Here is a 16021-nt window from a genome sequence, read left to right on the forward strand (position 1 = left end):
CCGCTACCCCGCCAGCCGGTAGCCGACGCCACGCACGGTCTCGATGAGGCTGCGCTGGCCGGCCTTGCGCCGGATCGCACCGACGTGCACCTCGAGCGAGTGTCCGAAGCCCCGCCAGTCGGTGTTCCACACCTCGCGGATGAGGCGCTCCTTCGGCACGGCGACACCTGGATACCTGGCGAGGACAGCGACGATGTCGAACTCCTTGCGGGTGAGCTCGATGGCCTCCCGGTCGATGATCACCTGGCGGGCGATGAGGTCGATCTCGACCTCTCCGTCCTGCAGCAGCACCCGCGCCTCCGATTCCGGGCGCACCGGCCGCGACCGGCGTGTGACCGCCTCGATCCGGGCGAGGAGCTCATGGACGTCGTAGGGCTTGACCACGAAGTCGTCGGCCCCGGCGCGCAGACCTCTGATGCGCTCCGTGACCTGGTTCCGTGCGGTGACGATGACGATCGGGACCTCCGAGCGGCCACGGATACGGCGACACAGGTCGATGCCGTCGACGTCGGGCAGCCCCAGATCGAGAAGCACGACCTCGGTGTCAGCGCCCAGCATCTCCAATGCGGATGCGCCGTCGGCAGCCCTCACCGTGGCATACCCCGATCGCGCGAGGAAGGCCTCGAGTGCAGCGGCGACGCGCTCGTCGTCCTCCACGATCAGAATCCGCATCGACTCCGGGTCCCCTTCTCCGCTCGAGCAGGGACAAACCTATCAGTCGTGCAGGCTCACCTCGGATGAGGCGATCAGGAGAGGGATTCCGCCCGCTGGGCGAACGCGCTCTCGTACAGGCACACACTCGCCGCTGTCGCGAGGTTCAGCGACTCGGCTCGACCGAAGATCGGAAGCTTGAGCACCTGATCCGCCTGCGCCAGCGCTTCATCCTCGAGGCCTCGCGCCTCGTTGCCGAACAGCCACGCGGTCGGCTCCGCCAGGATTCCGTCTGCACGCGCGCGCAGCAGATCGTCGCCCTTCACGTCAGCGGCAAGCACCCGCAGCCCCGCGGCATGCGCCTTCTTCACGACGTCGTCGAGTTCGGCGCCCACCGACACGGGCAGGTGGAACAGCGAGCCCGTGGTGGCCCTCACCACCTTCGGGTTGTACGGATCGACCGTCCGTCCGGTGAGGATCACCGCATCGGCGCCTGCGGCGTCGGCCGCCCTGATGATCGTGCCGAGATTGCCCGGATCGCGGATCTCCTCGCAGATCGCGACGAGGCGGGGGGACGCAGCGAAGACGTCACGCACCGAGGTCGGCGTCTGACGCACGACCGCGACGAGTCCCTGTGGCGTGACGGTGTCGGCCATCGCATTCAGCACGTACTCCGTGACGTACTCGACCTCGACGTCGGCATCCGCCGCCTTCGAGCGGATGTCGGGATGCTTCTCCCACCCGGTCGGGGTCGAGAAGAGCTCGACGATGGCCTCGGGGCTGTAGGTCAGCGCCTCGCGGACGGCCTGAGGACCTTCGAGAAGGTACAGACCCGTCTCGCTGCGCGCGCTGCGCTTGGTCAGCTTCGCGACGGCTCGGACTCGGGGCGAACGGGGGTTCTCCAGCACGTTCACAGTCTAGAGAACCGCGGGCGCCTTGCTGCGCAAACACCGGGGAAACGACAGAGGACGCCCTCCCGAAGGAGAGCGTCCTCTGTGGTGAAGAGCTGCTTACGCGGCCGACTTCGGGGCGTTGACGTCAGAGGGCAGAGCCTTCTTGGCCGTCTCGACCAGCGTCGTGAAGGTCGCGGCGTCGTTGACCGCGAGGTCAGCGAGCATACGACGGTCGACGGTGACACCCGCGAGGCCGAGGCCCTGGATGAAGCGGTTGTACGTGATGCCGTTCTGGCGTGCAGCGGCGTTGATGCGCTGGATCCAGAGACGGCGGAAGTCGCCCTTGCGCTTGCGACGGTCACGGTACGAGTAGACGAGCGAGTGGATGACCTGCTCTTTGGCCTTGCGGTAGAGGCGCGAACGCTGACCGCGGTAGCCGGACGCGCGCTCGAGGATGACGCGACGCTTCTTGTGGGCGTTTACCGCCCGCTTGACTCTTGCCATTTTCCTGTGTTCCTATCGTGCGTTCGGGCGCGTCAGCGACCGAGAAGCTTCTTCGCGACCTTGGTGTCAGCCTTCGACAGCACCTGGTCCTGGTTGAGGCGGCGGGTGCGACGGCTCGACTTGTGCTCGAGGTTGTGGCGCATTCCGGCCTGCTGCTTCTTCAGCTTGCCGCTGCCGGTGATCTTGAAGCGCTTCTTAGCACCCGAGTGGGTCTTCTGCTTCGGCATCTTCTCTTCCTTCGTATGGCGCCTTCTCAGGCGACGGTGTCAACCCGCGGTGCGGGAGTCTGGGGGGCGGAGTTACTCCGCTGCGGCCTCGGCCGGTGCGTCTGCGTCGCTCTTGGCCTCACGAGCAGCCTGCTTGTTCGCCGCGCGCTGTGCGTCGCGAACCGCGTTCTGCTCCTGCTTGGCCTCGGACTTGCTCTTCAGCGGAGCCACGATCATGACCATGTTGCGGCCGTCGATGGTCGGGTTCGACTCGACGGTTCCGAGCTCGGCGACATCCTCTGCGAACTTGCGAAGAAGACGGACACCCTGCTCGGGACGCGACTGCTCGCGACCGCGGAAGAGGATCATGGCCTTCACCTTGTCGCCCGCCTTGAGGAAGCCCTCGGCGCGCTTGAGCTTGGTCGTGTAGTCGTGCGCCTCGATCTTCAGGCGGAAACGGACCTCCTTGAGAATGGTGTTCGCCTGGTTGCGGCGAGCTTCCTTCTCCTTCTGGGCAGCTTCGTACTTGAACTTGCCGTAGTCCATGATCTTGACCACGGGCGGCTTCGAGTTGGGTGCGACCTCGACGAGGTCGAGGTCGGCTTCCTGCGCGAGGCGCAGCGCCGCCTCGATGCGGACGACGCCGATCTGCTCACCCGCGGGGCCGACGAGGCGGACCTCGGGGACGCGGATGCGCTCATTGGTGCGGGGATCGCTGATGCGTAACTCCTTAGACGAGTGGATTCGGCCACCAGGATGCAGTCAGCATCCCGGGCGAAATCAGAATCGTCCCCCACCCACCGGCATTCAGACGCCGGCTCTGCACCCTGCCTGCCGGATGCATCTGACGACGCGATCCGGTGGAGTGCAAGACCCGGTAGCCTGGAACGGCAAGCGCGGGTGGGAAGTGAATCCTCTTTCGTGCCGGAGCATTACGCTCCGGAGCCCGACAAAGTCTAACAGAAGGCAAGGCGAAGTGACGAACCAGGCATCGGACGAGGCTGCACGCGAGCGCGAAGAGCGCTGGGCACGGCAAGAGGAGGCGGCGTCCTCCGCCACACGGGACATCGCCGACGTGCCGGCCGTGGAGGTCATCACGACCGCCGCGGTGCACCTCATGAGCGCTGCGGCCGTCAAACTCGGCCTCGCCGACGACCCGGATGCCGCGGCGCAGCTCGACCTCGACGAGGCGCGCAAGCTCATCAACGCCCTGGCAGGTCTCATCACCGCCGGAGCGCCCGAGATCAGCGACATGCACGCCCGCTCTCTCCGCGACGGCCTGCGCTCCCTGCAGCTCGCGTTCCGCGAGGCGTCCACGATCCCCGACCCGATCGGCAAGGGGCCTGGCGAGAAGTGGACGGGGCCGGTCAACTAGGCACTGTTGCTCGGATCTCATGGTCCGGGCGCCGGGATCGTCCGTCGGATCGAGGACTCCCCGACCGTCGAGCAAGCGGAGCGAGACGGGACCAGTCAGGGCTCCAGGATGAGCGGCGGGGCGGTGGAAGCGCCGCCGCACTGACCGGTCGGTGCTGTCCAGTCGATGGCGTGCTCGGACTCGTGCAGAAGCGCTCCGTCGGCACCGAAGAGCCGGATCGTCACCGTCTCGGGTGCGCGCATGTCGAGATTCAGCGTCCATTCGGCGCCGTCCTGATCCGCCCAGAACATCGTCGACACCGAACCCGTCGGTGGAGTCTCACCTGCGCGCGGCGAGCACTCGTCGTCGACGCAGAACTGCAACTCGGCGACGCCGTCGATCGCACTCGTGTCGACCGTCAGCGCGTTGATCCAGCCGATGGCCGGGCAGGCGGTCGCGCAACCGGTGAGGGCGAGCAGGAACACTGCTGTGGCGGTCGCGATGGCCATGGCTGCTCTGCGCATGCCGCCACCCTAACGAAGAGGTCAGGCGCCGCAGCTGCTCAGAGCGAGCGGCGCAGCTTCACGGTGAGCGAGTCGGCGAGGACGGCGATGCGGTCATCAGCCGCCCAGCGCTGGGCCAGCCGAGCGAGCACCGCGTCGAGAACCTCACGCTCGAGCCCGTCGACGAGTTCGAGGACGACGATCAGCTCGGGTCCCCGCAGCCGCGCATCCGGATCCCCGGCGGCGACCGCCACGTCGATGACCGCGAGCTCGTGGGCGACGCTCGCCTGCAGCGCGCCGAAGACCTCGGGAGACAGGAAGCTCGGCTCCCAGCGGTGTCCCTGAGCGATCGCCCACACGGCAGGACGGCGGAACACGAACTCCGTCTCGGAAGTCGGATCGAGCACGATCAGGTCGGTGTCCTCCGCGGACGCCGACAGTGCCACGCGCGTGGCCTCGACCGGGATGGGCCGCGCCGTCGCATCCCATCGCTGCATCGCCTGGACGGAGGAGAACACGGGTTGCACTCGCCGGCCGTCAGGCGCGGCCACCGTGACGATCGAGAGCTCCTGCGTCTTGTCGACCGCGAGCCCGCTGGGTGCCACCCCCTCTTCACCTTTCTCGGCGATCAGCGGGATCAGGACCCGAGCGGTGCGGAACGCGTCGACCACCTCGGTCTGGGCACCGGAGCCTGCCCGGAAGCGCAGCAGAGCGTCGAGAAGAGCGGGGTCGGCGGAACCGTCGTCCCCCGCATGCGGGTTCGACTCGAAGCTGCGCCCCTCCCAGGGCACACCGGCGGAGTCACCCCGATTGCCTGCGGCATGGTCGTGCGCGCCATGGCCCTCGGGGCCGTGGCCGCAGGCGTCGTCAGTCCCCTGCGACATCCAGAGCCTCAGCCAGCGTGAACGCGCCGGCGTAGAGTGCCTTGCCGACGATCGCGCCCTCGACACCCAGCGGAACCAGCTCGCGCAACGCGGCGATGTCATCGAGGTTCGCGATGCCGCCCGATGCCACGACGGGCTTCGGGGTGCGCGAGGTCATCTCGCGGAGGAGTTCGAGGTTCGGGCCCTTGAGCGTGCCGTCCTTGGTGACATCGGTGACGACGTAACGGCTGCACCCGGCATCCTCGAGACGCTCGAGGACCTCCCAGAGGTCGCCGCCCTCCTTGGTCCAGCCGCGAGCGGCGAGCGTGGTGCCGCGGACGTCGAGGCCCACGGCGATCGCCTCGCCGAAGCGACCGATCACGTCGGCCGCCCACTCGGGGTTCTCGAGCGCGGCAGTGCCGAGGTTGATGCGTGTCGCACCGCTCTCGAGAGCGGCCTCGAGCGTGGCGTCGTCGCGGATGCCGCCCGACAGCTCGATGTTGACGTTCTTGAACTGCTTGATGACCTTGCGGAGGATCGGGGCGTTGCTCCCGCGACCGAATGCCGCATCGAGGTCGACGAGGTGGATCCACTTCGCGCCCTGCGCGACCCACTCCCCTGCCGCGTCCAACGGGTCTCCGTAGCTGGTCTCGGTGCCGGCCTCGCCCTGCGTGAGGCGGACGGCCTTGCCACCCGCGACATCGACAGCGGGGAGCAGAGTGAGCGAAGGGGACTGCGCGAAGTCGTTCATGACGTCCTCAGGTGAGATGGGAGGGCCGATTCGTCGGCACGAGAGTCGACACTAGCCCGCGCATCCGCCCGCTCCAAAATGATGACGGCAGAGAACGACGGACACCACGCGGTAGCCTCGAAGACGCCCCTGTTCGGTCGGTGAGGAGATGTTCCATGGTGCGCGATGCGGAAGCGCGGGGAAGCGGACCCCTTCGTCGGGGCAATCCGGTGCCTCCCGAGGTTCCGGATGGCGTCGAACCCGCACCGGGCGCGCATGAGGATGCCGCGCAGCGGGCGAACGGTCCACAGCCATCGGGCCCGGCGGCACGCACCGCGAACGCCCCCGCCGCGAACGTCGCCGTCGACTGGTCGGCTCCGGCGCCCCAGCGGCCCCCTGCAGCGAGTGCGCCGTCGAACACCCCTGCGCCAGGGACTCGCGCTGCGGCAGCCGCAGCCGCCGCCGCAGCCCCCGCCCTCCCTGAGGCCGGCGCGCCGACACCGGTGACTCCCGCATCCGCGGACGCCGGACGATCCGCTACTCTGACGCCTCCTCCTGCTGTCCCTCCGGCACCTGTGCGGACGATGCCTACCGGAGAACCTCCAGTTGCATCGGCTGCATCAGCTCCGGCGACCCCGCCCGCGTCCGCTCCGCCCTCCCTGCCTTCCGGTGTTACGCCGACGCCCGGCGCAGCCGCACCCTCCGCGCCGACGACCTCGGGAGCGTCTGCACAGCCGGCAACGGCACCGCTCCGTCCCTCGACCGCAACCGCACCGGCACCGGCACCGGCACCGGCACCGCGCTTCTCCGCTCCCCCGGCGAGCATCCCGTCAGCGCCGGTCACGGGCCCTCCGGACACACGGCCCACCGCAATCCAGCAGGCACAGTCACCGGTCCAGGCACAGTCACCGGTCCAGGCACAGTCACCGGTCCAGGCACAGTCACCGGTCCAGGCACCGGCTCCCGCCCCGGCGGCAGCGACGCCGATCCCGCCCGCCACGCTCGCACCCGGCACCACCGCACCGACGCAGGCGGAAGCAGCGGCCTCGTCGCGTCGACGCCAGCGGGAACAGGGAGTCGAACGTCGCTCCTTCCTGCAGGAGGAACGGCGAGAGGAGCCCGCCCGCCGAGGCGGTCGCGGACTCCTCAATCGCGTCGGGTTCTCCCTCGGCCCCAATGCCCGCGAGCGCGCCGTACGCGACGACGAGCACGAGGTCAGCCGCCATTGGCCGGGCCCGCGCACCGTCGCCGTCGTCAACGGCAAGGGCGGAGCGGGCAAGACTCCCGCCACGGTGCTGCTGTCGGCTGTGTTCGCCCAGTACGGCGGCGCCGGCGTGCTCGCCTGGGACAACAACCAGACCCGGGGCACGCTCGGATGGCGCACCGAGACAGGAGCCCACGACCGCACCCTGCTCGAACTCCTGCCGCAGACGCAGCGTCTGCTCGGCGCCCAGGGCCAGTCGGCAGATCTGGCGCACTTCGTTCACCACCAACCGCAGGAGAAGTACGACGTGCTGCGGTCCAAGCCCATCCGGCTGGCACACGAGAATCGTCTCAGCCCGGCAGACGTGGATTCGATCCATGCGGTCGCGGCGAAGTTCTACCGACTGATCATCATCGATTCGGGCAATGACGAATCCGATCCGATGTGGTTGCGCATGATCGACCTCGCGGACCAGATCGTCGTCGCCACCACGACGCGTGACGACCACGCCGAGGCCGGAGCGCTGCTTCTCGAAGCGCTCGAGGACCGCGACGAGCGTTCAGCGCGACTCGCGCGCGAATCCGTCGTCGTGGTCAGTCAGGCCGACCCCAAGGCCTCATCGACCGAGGTCGCGGAGGTCGTCGCCGGATACCGCCCGCTGGCGCGCGAAGTCGTCGACATCCCCTTCGATCGGGAGATGGTCGACGGACACCTGCGCCTGCGTGCGCTCGCGGCGCCCACACAGCAGGCGTGGCTCTCGGCCGCAGCCGCCGTGGCGCGCGGCTTCTGACCCGCAGCGACCGCGGCGGGTGTCGAGTCAGGGCCGCAGGCTGTCGACCCAGTTGCGCAGCAGCTGGATGCCGGCCTCGCCGGACTTCTCCGGGTGGAACTGCGTGGCCGAGAGCGGACCGTTCTCGACGGCAGCGAGGAACGGGTCGCCATACGTCGTCCACGTCAGCACCGGCTGCGGGAACGGCGGGATCACGTCGAGTTCCCACGACTGCGCGGCATAGGAGTGCACGAAGTAGAAGCGCTCGTTCTCGATCCCCTTGAAGAGCACCGAGTCAGCGCCGGGTTCGACCGTGTTCCACCCCATGTGCGGCAGCACAGGAGCATTCAGCTCGGTGACTGCTCCCGGCCATTCGCCGAGACCCTCCGAGTCGTGACCGCGCTCGACGCCATGTGTGAAGAGCACCTGCATGCCGACGCAGATGCCGAGGACAGGTCGCCCACCGGCGAGTCGCCGATCGATGATCTCGTCACCGCCGTGCGCGTGCAGCGCGTCGCGGACGGCCTGGAACGCACCCACGCCGGGGACGACGAGGCCGTCGGCCTCGAGCGCCTCCTTTCGGTCGCGCGTGAGCACCGCATCTGCGCCTGCCGCGACAAGAGCCTTCACTGCAGAGTGGACGTTGCCGGACTCGTAATCGAAGACGGCGACCCGAGGAGCTGTGCTCACAGCGCACCCTTGGTCGACGGAATGCCGTCGACCAGCGGATCGAGCGCCTTCGCCTGGCGGAACGCACGCGCGAAGGCCTTGTACTCGGCCTCTGCGATGTGGTGCGGATCGCGCCCGCCGAGCACGCGCACGTGCACAGTGAGACCGGCGTTGAACGTGATTGCCTCGAACGAGTGGCGCACGAGCGAGCCCGTGAAGTGACCCCCGATGAGGTGGTGCTCGAAGCCGGCAGGCTCCCCGGTGTGCACGAGATACGGGCGGCCCGAGATGTCGACGACGGCCTGCGCCAGCGCCTCGTCGAGCGGGACCAGGGCGTCGCCGTAGCGGGAGATCCCCGACTTGTCGCCCAGCGCCTCTCGGATCGCCTGACCGAGCACGATCGAGATGTCTTCGACGGTGTGGTGTGCGTCGATCTGCGTGTCGCCCGATGCGCGTACGGTGAGGTCGGTGAGCGAGTGCTTCGCGAAGGCCGTCAGCATGTGGTCGAAGAACGGCACAGACGTGTCGATGCGGCTCGCACCGGTGCCGTCGAGGTTCAGCTCGAGCTCGACGGTGGACTCCGACGTGCTGCGCACACGCGTGGCGGTGCGTGGGGTCTGGGCGGGGGTGCTCATGAAGCCGATCCTATCGAGGCGAGGGCATCGAGGAACGCGGTGGTCTCCGCCTCGGTGCCGGCGGTGACGCGGAGGTGCCCCGGGATCCCGACGTCGCGGATCAGCACTCCCCGGTCGTACAGCTGCTGCCAGACCTTCTGCGGCTCTGCCACTCCCCCGAAGAGGACGAAGTTCGACCACGACTCGTGCGGGGTGTACCCGAGCGCCTCGAGCGTCGCCGATATCCGATCACGCTGGTCGACGATCTCCTCGACCATGCCCAGCATCACGTCGGAGTTGCGGAGCGCGGCGACAGCCGCGGCCTGGGTCAGCGCACTCAGGTGGTAGGGCAGCCGCACGAGACGCAGGGCGTCGATGAACGCCGGGTCGGCGGCGAGGTAGCCCACGCGGGCGCCCGCGAACGCGAACGCCTTGCTCATCGTGCGGGACACCGCGAGGCGCGGGCGCCCGTCGAGCAGGGTCAGCGCAGAGGCGGCGTCGCGCGGTGCGAACTCCTGATACGCCTCGTCGACGACGACGATGCCTCGGGATGCCTCGTAGACGGCCTCGACGACATCGAGCCCGAGCGGCGTACCCGTCGGATTGTTCGGCGAGCACAGCAGGATGACGTCGGGGTCGACCTCGGCGACCTGCGCGGCCGCCTCGTCGGGTGTGATCGAGTAGTCGGGCTGCCGGGTGCCCGCGATCCAGCGCGCTCCCGTGCCCTGCGAGATCAGCGGGTACATCGAATAGGTCGGGGCGAAGCTGAAGGCCGTGCGCCCAGGACCGCCGAACGCCTGCAGGATGTGCTGGAGCACCTCGTTCGACCCGTTGCCCGCCCAGATCTGGCTGGCGTCGAGGCCGTGTCCGAGGTACTCGGCGAACCCCTCGCGCAGGGTCGTGAACTCGCGGTCGGGATAGCGGTTGACGTCGCGGAGCGCGACGGCGATGTCGTCGAGGATGTCGCTCGCGACGGCATCCGGAACCGGATGCGTGTTCTCGTTGACGTTGAGGGCGATCGGGAGCGGCGCCTGAGGAGCGCCGTACGGCGTGAGCCCTCGGAGGTCGTCGCGAAGGGGGAGGTCAGCGAGTGATGCAGTCACCCTTCCATGGTAGGCGGCGTGAACCTCACCGATGCGCGCGGTGACAGAGAATGAAGCCGGCCCGACGCCGCCGATCACTCACTCCGAGTACTGCGCCGGGATCGCCAGTTCCTGGCCGATCTGGAGAGCGCCGCCCCGAAGCAGGTTCAGGCGGGTGATGTCCCCGATGACCTCTCGCGGGTCCGCCCCCGGCGCGATGCCCTCGGCGATCGACCAGAGCGTGTCGCCCGGCATCACGGTCACGGTCGCGAAGGAGGCCGTCGCGACCTGCTCACCCGAGGCCATCGCACTGCCGCCGCTCAGCGCGGCGAACGCGATGCCCGCCGCGAGCGGAACTGCGGCCAGTGCGAGCACGACCCGGCGACCGCGCACCGTCAGGCGGAGCTTCGTCGCCGGACGTGCCGGGAGGACTGCTGCGTTGCTGAAGGTGATGGTGCTCATGTCGTGCTCCTCTGCATCTACCGCGTGGGCGGTGAAGTTGGCGTAGCGTTCGCATCCGCGCCTCGGCCGGGAGCCGTGAATGCGAAGCTACGTTCCGAAGTTATCTTCGAATTCGAACATCTGTCAAGCGTTCTTCGAAAAAGTGACCCGCGAATCGGCAGACACGCTCGAACAGATCTTCCACATCTGCGCGATTCTCGGATACGGTTTCGATACGAACACCCCACCACGGGCCTCCGACATTCGAACTGAGACGCCGGAATCGCACACCTGAGGAGCACCATGAGCGACAACTCCGCCACCGACGCCGACGTCCCGCGCACCCGTCGCCGGAAGAGCCTGAGCCCCAAGCAGATGGCGATCCTCGAGGTCATCCAGACGTCGATCAGCAGGTACGGCTACCCGCCGAGCATGCGCGAGATCGGCGACGCGGTCGGACTCAAGTCGCTGTCGAGCGTGACGCATCAGCTCGGGCAGCTCGAACTCAGCGGCTACCTGCGCCGCGATCCCGGCAAGACGCGTGCCATGGAGGTCCTGATCGACCTTCCCGGCACGAGCGGCGAGAACCCGGCCGACGTCGCGACTCCCGTGGGCGATGCCGCACTGGTTCCCCTGGTCGGGCGGATCGCCGCCGGCGTGCCGATCACCGCAGACCAGCAGGTCGAGGAGATCTTCCCGCTCCCCCGCCAGCTCGTAGGCAAGGGCGACCTCTTCATGCTCAAGGTCTCGGGAGAGTCGATGATCGACGCTGCTATCTGCGACGGCGACTGGGTCGTCGTCCGCTCGCAGGGCAGCGCGGAGAACGGTGAGATCGTCGCGGCGATGCTCGACGGCGAGGCCACCGTCAAGGTGCTCCGCCGCCGCGACGGCCACACCTGGCTGCTGCCGCGCAACTCGGCATTCGAACCCATCCTCGGCGACGAGTCGGTCATCCTCGGCAAGATCGTCGCGGTGCTGCGCGCAGTCTGAACCTCTCTGAGCGCGCGACGAGGCACCGCGCCTAGGCTCGAAGCATGTCTTCGCCATTCGGTACCTGGCCTTCTCCGTTCTCGGCGTCCGGGGTCGCCGCGTCCTCCCCGAGGATCGACGGCTCGGCGTTCGTCGGCGACGAGATCTGGTGGGGTGAGTCCGTTCCGTCCGAGGGCGGGCGACTCACCGTGCGCAGCTCCACCGGCGCCGAGATCCTTCCGGCACCGTGGAGCGCCCGCTCCCGCGTCCACGAGTACGGCGGCGGCGCCTGGACCGCGGATGCCGAGGGCACGCTCTACTTCGTCGACGCGAAGGATCAGAGGGTGCACCGGAAGCGCCGCGGGGACGAGCCCGAGCCATTGACACCCGCCGGCGCCGCCCACGGCGGTCTGAGGCTGCAGCAGGGGCGGCTGTTCGCCGTCCGCGAGGATCTCACCCGCGGGCCTCACCGCCGCGGCATCTTCGAGATCCCCGTCGACGGCTCTGCCGCGGAGGATCCGTCGCTGGTGGCGACCGTCGTCGAAGGCGAAGGCTTCTATGCGCATCCGGCGCTGTCGCCAGACGGATCTCGGGTCGCCTGGGTGCAGTGGACGGGCAGCCAGACGCCGTGGCAGCATGCCACACTCGCCGTCTCCGACGGGATCGCCACCGTTGAGCTGGCCACGCGCGCAGCCCTGCAGCCCGAGTGGACCGGGGACGACGAGCTGCTGTACGCAGATGACCCGGCCGGTCGCTGGGCGCTGCATCGCGTGCAACTGGACAGCAGCGGCGCCGCACTCCCTGCCGTTCGCATCGATGACGTCGACGCCGACACCGGATACGGACTGTGGGTGCTGGGCAACCGCTGGTATCGGCCGCTCGACGATGGGCGGATCGTCGCAGTGCGCACGAACGGACGCGACGAAGTGGTCGTGCTCGACGCGGACGGACGCGCCCGTGCACTCGCCCTCCCCGCCGACGGCCATGTCAGCGTCGACGACGTCTCAGGATCCCGGGTCCTGCTCTCGGGGAACAGCTCGACCACGACCCCCGGCGTATGGTGCGTCGACCTCGACTCCGACGAGGTGATCGCGGTCACCGGCGCGAAGCCGACCGACCCGGCATGGATGCCACCGGCATCGGCCATCCTCGTCGACGGCGCGCATGGTCCGGTGCATGCCTTCGCCTATCCGCCGGCCCATCCCACGATCTCGGCTCCCGCGGGAGAGCTCCCTCCCTACGTCGTGCTCGTCCACGGCGGGCCCACGGCGCACGTGACGGGCGCAGCATCCGCCGCGATCTCCTTCTACACGAGCCGCGGCATCGGTGTGCTCGACGTGAACTACGGCGGTTCGACCGGATACGGCCGCGCATACCGCGAACGCCTCGACGGCGCGTGGGGCGTGGTCGACGTCGACGACGTGATCGCGGCCGCACGGGGTCTCGCCGAGACCGGCGACGCGGACCCTGCCCGCATCGCGATCCGTGGTGGCTCCGCCGGCGGGTGGACAGTGCTCTCCGCCCTCGTTCGCGGCGGGATCTTCGCCGCAGGGATCAGCCGATACGGGGTCACGGACCTTCGGATGCTGGCCGAGCACTCCCACGACTTCGAAGCGCACTACATCGAGGGGCTTGTCGGCCCGCTGCCCGAGGCTGAGGCGCTGTACGTCGACCGGTCACCGCTGACGCACGCTGCTCGGATCGACGTTCCGGTGCTGCTCATGCAGGGCGCGGACGACCGTGTCGTGCCGCCCGAACAGTCGGAGGCCGTGCGCGACGCGCTGCGGGCCCGAGGCATCGATCACGAGTACGTGCTGTACCCGGGCGAGGGACACGGATTCCGCTCGACCGAGACGATCGTCGACGCCCTCGAGCGGGAGCTCGCGTTCCTCGGGCGCGCGTTCGGATTCACCCCGTCGAGCTGATCAGTCTCCGGTGCGGTTGCGCAGGCGCATCGCCCGCTCGGCCTCGCGCGTGTCCTGACGTTCGCGCAGGGTCTGACGCTTGTCGAACTCGCGCTTTCCCTTCGCGAGAGCGATCTCGACCTTGGCACGCCCGTCCGAGAAGTACAGCTTGAGCGGGATCAGGGTGTAACCGCCGGCCGACACCGCATGCTGCAGCTTCGCGATCTCCTCGCGGTGCAGAAGCAGCTTGCGGATGCGCTTGGCGGAGTGGTTCGTCCAGTGGCCCTGCGAGTACTCCGGGATGTGCACGGAATCGAGGAAGACCTCGTTCCCCTTCACGAACGCGTATCCGTCGCTCAGGTTCGCGCGCCCCTGGCGCAGCGACTTCACCTCGGTGCCGGTGAGCACCATCCCCGCCTCGTACGACTTCTCGATGTTGTAGTCGTGACGTGCGCGACGATTGGTCGCGATGACCTTCTCCCCGCGTTCCCTGGGCATGATTCTCTCCTGATCCGCGTCGTGCGGTGGTTCCAGAGCCCGATGACGGGCGCACGACAGCCTGTCAGTCTATACCGACGACACTCCCGCAGGCGACGCGGTCAGGTGCGCAGCCAGCGACGGATGGCGAAGCCGGCTGACAGCGCGGCCAGGACGACTCCGATGCCGATCAGCACGGGCACGACGACTGCGGCATCCTGCATCGACACCCAGGTGGTGATGAACGGGACTCGACCTCGCAGATAGCCGTTGACGCCGAAGTGCACGCCCGCGACCACGGCGGCGCTCGCGAGCACGGAGCCCAGGAACGCGGCGAACACGCCCTCGAGCACGAACGGCGTCTGGATGAAGCGGTTCGAGGCGCCCACCAGGCGCATGATGCCGATCTCCTTGCGTCTGGCATACGCCGAGAGCCTGATGGTCGTGCCGATCAGGAGGATGGCGGCGATCAGCATGAGCACGGCGATGCCGACGGCGATGTAGGTGGCGACCGTGAGCGCGGAGAACAGCGGTTCGAGGTACTGCAACTGGTCCGTGACCTGTTCGACGCCCGCCACGCCGTTGAACGCCTCGGCGATCACCTGGGACTGGCCGGGATCCTTCATCGTCACGAAGAAGACCTCGAAGGCCTGCTCGGGGGTGATGACGCTCGCCTGTTCCTCACCGAGCTGCTCCACGAGCTTGGCGTAGGTGTCCTCCTTGGAGTCGTAGCTCACCTCGCTGATGAGCGGCGCGAGAGCCTCGCCATCGAGCTGGGCGCGCACGGCGTTGACCTGCTCTTCGGAGGCCCCGCCGTCGACGCAGGTCTTCTGCTCCGAGATATCGGAGCACATGTAGACGGCGACCTGTGCGCGCTCGGTCCAGTAACCGCGCATCGTGCCGATCTGGGCCTGCATCAGGATTGCCGCGCCGACGAACGTCAGCGACACGAAGGTGACGAGCACGACGGAGATGACCATCGAGATGTTGCGCCGCAGGCCGCCAAGGGCCTCGGTGAGGATGAGTCCGATTCTCATGAGGTCGGCCCCACTTCCTCGGCGCCGTCGTCGGACAGGCCGAGACGATCGGCGACGCCGAGTTCGGCGACGTCGACCTGCGGAAGCAGGATCGGATGCGTGAGCGGACCGACGGATGCCGGCGCGTCGGCGGGCCTCTCGTCAGCGATCGGCGGCTCGATGGGAGCGGCCTGGGCCTCAGGGGTCTCCGATGCCGTGGGCACGGCGTCGGAGGATGCGGCCGCAGCCTTGCGCTGTGCGCTGAGCTCCTCCGCGAGCGCGGCTCGCACGACCGACAGGTCGGCGGTCTGGCGCTGCACCTCCTGCACGGCGGTGAGAGCCGCAGCCGCCGCGGCTCCCCGAACCTCTTCGGGAACCAGACGCGGGATGTTCGAGGTGTCGCCGTATCCGCCGTGCACCTCGTCTCGCACCATCTCGCCGTCACGGAGCTCGATGACCCGTCGCTGCATCTGATCGACGAACGCGGCCTCGTGCGTGGCCATGAGAACGGTGGTGCCTCCGGCGTTGATCCGCGCGAGCAGTTGCATGATGTCGACCGAGGTCGCCGGGTCGAGGTTTCCGGTCGGCTCGTCCGCGAGCAGCACCTGAGGCCTGTTCACGAGCGCCCTGGCGATCGCGACGCGCTGCTGCTCTCCACCGGACAACTCGTGCGGCATCCGCTTCTGCTTGCCGTCGAGTCCGACCAGAGCGAGCGCCTCGGGCACGGCCTGCTGGATGAATCCGCGCGAGGAGCCGGTCACCTGCAGGGTGAATGCGACGTTCTGGTAGACGGTCTTCGATGGCAGGAGGCGGAAATCCTGGAACACGGAGCCGATGTGGCGACGAAAGTACGGCACCTTGCGGTTTGCGAGAGATCGCAGGTCGCGTCCGAGAACGGCGACGCGGCCGGTCGTCGGCACGTCCTCTCGGAGGATGAGTCGCAGACAGGAGGACTTGCCGGACCCCGATGCACCCACGAGGAAGACGAACTCCCCGCGTTGCACTTCGAAGTCGACAGCGGACAGAGCGGGCCGTGAGGTCCCGCGGTAGCGCTTCGTGACGTTCTCGAACCGAATCATGGCTGTTCGAGCCTAAGCGCGCCGTGTCCCGTGCTCGCGAGCGACACCCCGCGCACCCCCGGAGTGTCGCCCCGCACTGCTATACATGGAGGT

General features: G+C 68.5%; 19 protein-coding genes. 4 read left to right on the top strand and 15 right to left on the bottom strand.

Annotation, left to right across the window (positions count from 1 at the left end):
* Positions 1-3: 3 nt before the first annotated feature.
* The 5 genes from OD997_RS06030 to infC form a co-directional block, all read right to left on the bottom strand.
* Complete coding sequence (locus OD997_RS06030) at positions 4-672, bottom strand: response regulator transcription factor (protein ID WP_434330806.1); 669 nt, start codon at positions 670-672, stop codon at positions 4-6.
* Between the two features lie 74 nt (positions 673-746).
* Positions 747-1559: a TrmH family RNA methyltransferase gene (locus OD997_RS06035; protein ID WP_434330807.1), complete on the bottom strand. Its 813-nt coding sequence runs from the start codon at positions 1557-1559 to the stop codon at positions 747-749.
* A 102-nt stretch (positions 1560-1661) separates the two neighbouring features.
* Positions 1662-2048 (bottom strand): 50S ribosomal protein L20, encoded by a 387-nt coding sequence (rplT, locus tag OD997_RS06040; RefSeq protein WP_045252681.1) that lies wholly within the window; start codon positions 2046-2048, stop codon positions 1662-1664.
* Positions 2049-2080: 32 nt separating this feature from the next.
* On the bottom strand, positions 2081-2275 hold the full coding sequence (gene rpmI / locus OD997_RS06045) for a 50S ribosomal protein L35 (protein WP_017828564.1): 195 nt from the start codon (positions 2273-2275) through the stop codon (positions 2081-2083).
* Positions 2276-2347: 72 nt separating this feature from the next.
* Positions 2348-2998, bottom strand: coding sequence for a translation initiation factor IF-3 (infC, locus tag OD997_RS06050; protein ID WP_311245886.1), 651 nt, complete (start codon positions 2996-2998; stop codon positions 2348-2350).
* Between the two features lie 232 nt (positions 2999-3230).
* Between infC and OD997_RS06055 the strand changes: the two genes are divergently transcribed.
* Positions 3231-3629 carry a DUF1844 domain-containing protein gene (locus OD997_RS06055; protein ID WP_056513077.1) on the top strand — a complete coding sequence of 133 codons (399 nt, stop codon included), beginning with the start codon at positions 3231-3233 and terminating at the stop codon, positions 3627-3629.
* Between the two features lie 95 nt (positions 3630-3724).
* Here the strand turns inward: OD997_RS06055 and OD997_RS06060 are convergent, their stop codons facing one another.
* The 3 genes from OD997_RS06060 to priA are packed head-to-tail and all read right to left on the bottom strand — an operon-like array spanning position 3725 to position 5725.
* Complete coding sequence (locus tag OD997_RS06060; protein WP_434330808.1) at positions 3725-4132, bottom strand: hypothetical protein; 408 nt, start codon at positions 4130-4132, stop codon at positions 3725-3727.
* A gap of 38 nt (positions 4133-4170) precedes the next feature.
* The gene (locus OD997_RS06065) at positions 4171-4995 is read right to left on the bottom strand and encodes an SseB family protein (protein WP_434330809.1); all 825 of its coding nucleotides are present in this window, start codon (positions 4993-4995) and stop codon (positions 4171-4173) included.
* Complete coding sequence (priA, locus tag OD997_RS06070) at positions 4979-5725, bottom strand: bifunctional 1-(5-phosphoribosyl)-5-((5-phosphoribosylamino)methylideneamino)imidazole-4-carboxamide isomerase/phosphoribosylanthranilate isomerase PriA (RefSeq protein WP_434330810.1); 747 nt, start codon at positions 5723-5725, stop codon at positions 4979-4981. The genes OD997_RS06065 and priA overlap by 17 nt, the downstream gene beginning before the upstream one ends.
* Before the next feature lie 155 nt (positions 5726-5880).
* On the opposite strand from priA, the gene OD997_RS06075 reads away from it, so the two are divergent.
* A complete protein-coding gene (locus tag OD997_RS06075; RefSeq protein ID WP_434330811.1) occupies positions 5881-7698 on the top strand; it encodes an AAA family ATPase in 1818 nt (605 codons plus the stop codon).
* Positions 7699-7725: 27 nt separating this feature from the next.
* On the opposite strand, the gene hisH is transcribed toward OD997_RS06075, so the two are convergent.
* The 4 genes from hisH to OD997_RS06095 form a co-directional block, all read right to left on the bottom strand.
* On the bottom strand, positions 7726-8367 hold the full coding sequence (gene hisH / locus OD997_RS06080; protein ID WP_434330812.1) for an imidazole glycerol phosphate synthase subunit HisH: 642 nt from the start codon (positions 8365-8367) through the stop codon (positions 7726-7728).
* Complete coding sequence (hisB, locus tag OD997_RS06085; RefSeq protein ID WP_341954504.1) at positions 8364-8981, bottom strand: imidazoleglycerol-phosphate dehydratase HisB; 618 nt, start codon at positions 8979-8981, stop codon at positions 8364-8366. The genes hisH and hisB overlap by 4 nt, the downstream gene beginning before the upstream one ends.
* Positions 8978-10063 carry a histidinol-phosphate transaminase gene (locus OD997_RS06090; protein ID WP_434330813.1) on the bottom strand — a complete coding sequence of 362 codons (1086 nt, stop codon included), beginning with the start codon at positions 10061-10063 and terminating at the stop codon, positions 8978-8980. Before OD997_RS06090 ends, hisB begins: the two co-directional genes overlap by 4 nt.
* 78 nt (positions 10064-10141) lie before the next feature.
* Positions 10142-10504, bottom strand: coding sequence for a LysM peptidoglycan-binding domain-containing protein (locus OD997_RS06095; RefSeq protein ID WP_431071766.1), 363 nt, complete (start codon positions 10502-10504; stop codon positions 10142-10144).
* Positions 10505-10786: 282 nt separating this feature from the next.
* Here OD997_RS06095 and lexA point away from each other — a divergent pair, with 282 nt between their 5' ends.
* Together lexA and OD997_RS06105 are read left to right on the top strand one after the other, a co-directional pair.
* Complete coding sequence (lexA, locus tag OD997_RS06100; protein ID WP_120493959.1) at positions 10787-11473, top strand: transcriptional repressor LexA; 687 nt, start codon at positions 10787-10789, stop codon at positions 11471-11473.
* 44 nt (positions 11474-11517) lie between these two features.
* Positions 11518-13377 carry a S9 family peptidase gene (locus tag OD997_RS06105; RefSeq protein ID WP_434330814.1) on the top strand — a complete coding sequence of 620 codons (1860 nt, stop codon included), beginning with the start codon at positions 11518-11520 and terminating at the stop codon, positions 13375-13377.
* Here OD997_RS06105 and smpB read toward each other — a convergent pair whose 3' ends face one another.
* The 3 genes from smpB to ftsE form a co-directional block, all read right to left on the bottom strand.
* Entirely contained in the window at positions 13378-13854 is a 477-nt protein-coding gene (gene smpB / locus OD997_RS06110; protein ID WP_056312202.1) for an SsrA-binding protein SmpB, read from the bottom strand.
* A gap of 101 nt (positions 13855-13955) precedes the next feature.
* Positions 13956-14870, bottom strand: coding sequence for a permease-like cell division protein FtsX (ftsX, locus tag OD997_RS06115; protein ID WP_434330815.1), 915 nt, complete (start codon positions 14868-14870; stop codon positions 13956-13958).
* On the bottom strand, positions 14867-15928 hold the full coding sequence (gene ftsE / locus OD997_RS06120) for a cell division ATP-binding protein FtsE (RefSeq protein WP_434330816.1): 1062 nt from the start codon (positions 15926-15928) through the stop codon (positions 14867-14869). Before ftsE ends, ftsX begins: the two co-directional genes overlap by 4 nt.
* Between the last annotated feature and the right edge of the window lie 93 nt (positions 15929-16021).

Origin of the sequence: Microbacterium sp. CGR1, assembly GCF_051062835.1 — a bacterium.
Taxonomy (GTDB): domain Bacteria; phylum Actinomycetota; class Actinomycetes; order Actinomycetales; family Microbacteriaceae; genus Microbacterium.

Excerpts from the sequence above, each read along its gene's own strand:
- OD997_RS06105 (WP_434330814.1), top strand. The coding sequence starts at position 11,518 with ATGTCTTCGCCATTCGGTACCTGGCCTTCTCCGTTCTCGGCGTCCGGG.
- ftsX (WP_434330815.1), bottom strand. The coding sequence starts at position 14,870 with ATGAGAATCGGACTCATCCTCACCGAGGCCCTTGGCGGCCTGCGGCGC.
- hisB (WP_341954504.1), bottom strand. The coding sequence starts at position 8,981 with ATGAGCACCCCCGCCCAGACCCCACGCACCGCCACGCGTGTGCGCAGC.
- rpmI (WP_017828564.1), bottom strand. The coding sequence starts at position 2,275 with ATGCCGAAGCAGAAGACCCACTCGGGTGCTAAGAAGCGCTTCAAGATC.
- rplT (WP_045252681.1), bottom strand. The coding sequence starts at position 2,048 with ATGGCAAGAGTCAAGCGGGCGGTAAACGCCCACAAGAAGCGTCGCGTC.
- lexA (WP_120493959.1), top strand. The coding sequence starts at position 10,787 with ATGAGCGACAACTCCGCCACCGACGCCGACGTCCCGCGCACCCGTCGC.
- smpB (WP_056312202.1), bottom strand. The coding sequence starts at position 13,854 with ATGCCCAGGGAACGCGGGGAGAAGGTCATCGCGACCAATCGTCGCGCA.
- OD997_RS06095 (WP_431071766.1), bottom strand. The coding sequence starts at position 10,504 with ATGAGCACCATCACCTTCAGCAACGCAGCAGTCCTCCCGGCACGTCCG.
- OD997_RS06030 (WP_434330806.1), bottom strand. The coding sequence starts at position 672 with ATGCGGATTCTGATCGTGGAGGACGACGAGCGCGTCGCCGCTGCACTC.
- OD997_RS06075 (WP_434330811.1), top strand. The coding sequence starts at position 5,881 with ATGGTGCGCGATGCGGAAGCGCGGGGAAGCGGACCCCTTCGTCGGGGC.
- OD997_RS06065 (WP_434330809.1), bottom strand. The coding sequence starts at position 4,995 with ATGTCGCAGGGGACTGACGACGCCTGCGGCCACGGCCCCGAGGGCCAT.
- priA (WP_434330810.1), bottom strand. The coding sequence starts at position 5,725 with ATGAACGACTTCGCGCAGTCCCCTTCGCTCACTCTGCTCCCCGCTGTC.
- OD997_RS06060 (WP_434330808.1), bottom strand. The coding sequence starts at position 4,132 with ATGCGCAGAGCAGCCATGGCCATCGCGACCGCCACAGCAGTGTTCCTG.
- ftsE (WP_434330816.1), bottom strand. The coding sequence starts at position 15,928 with ATGATTCGGTTCGAGAACGTCACGAAGCGCTACCGCGGGACCTCACGG.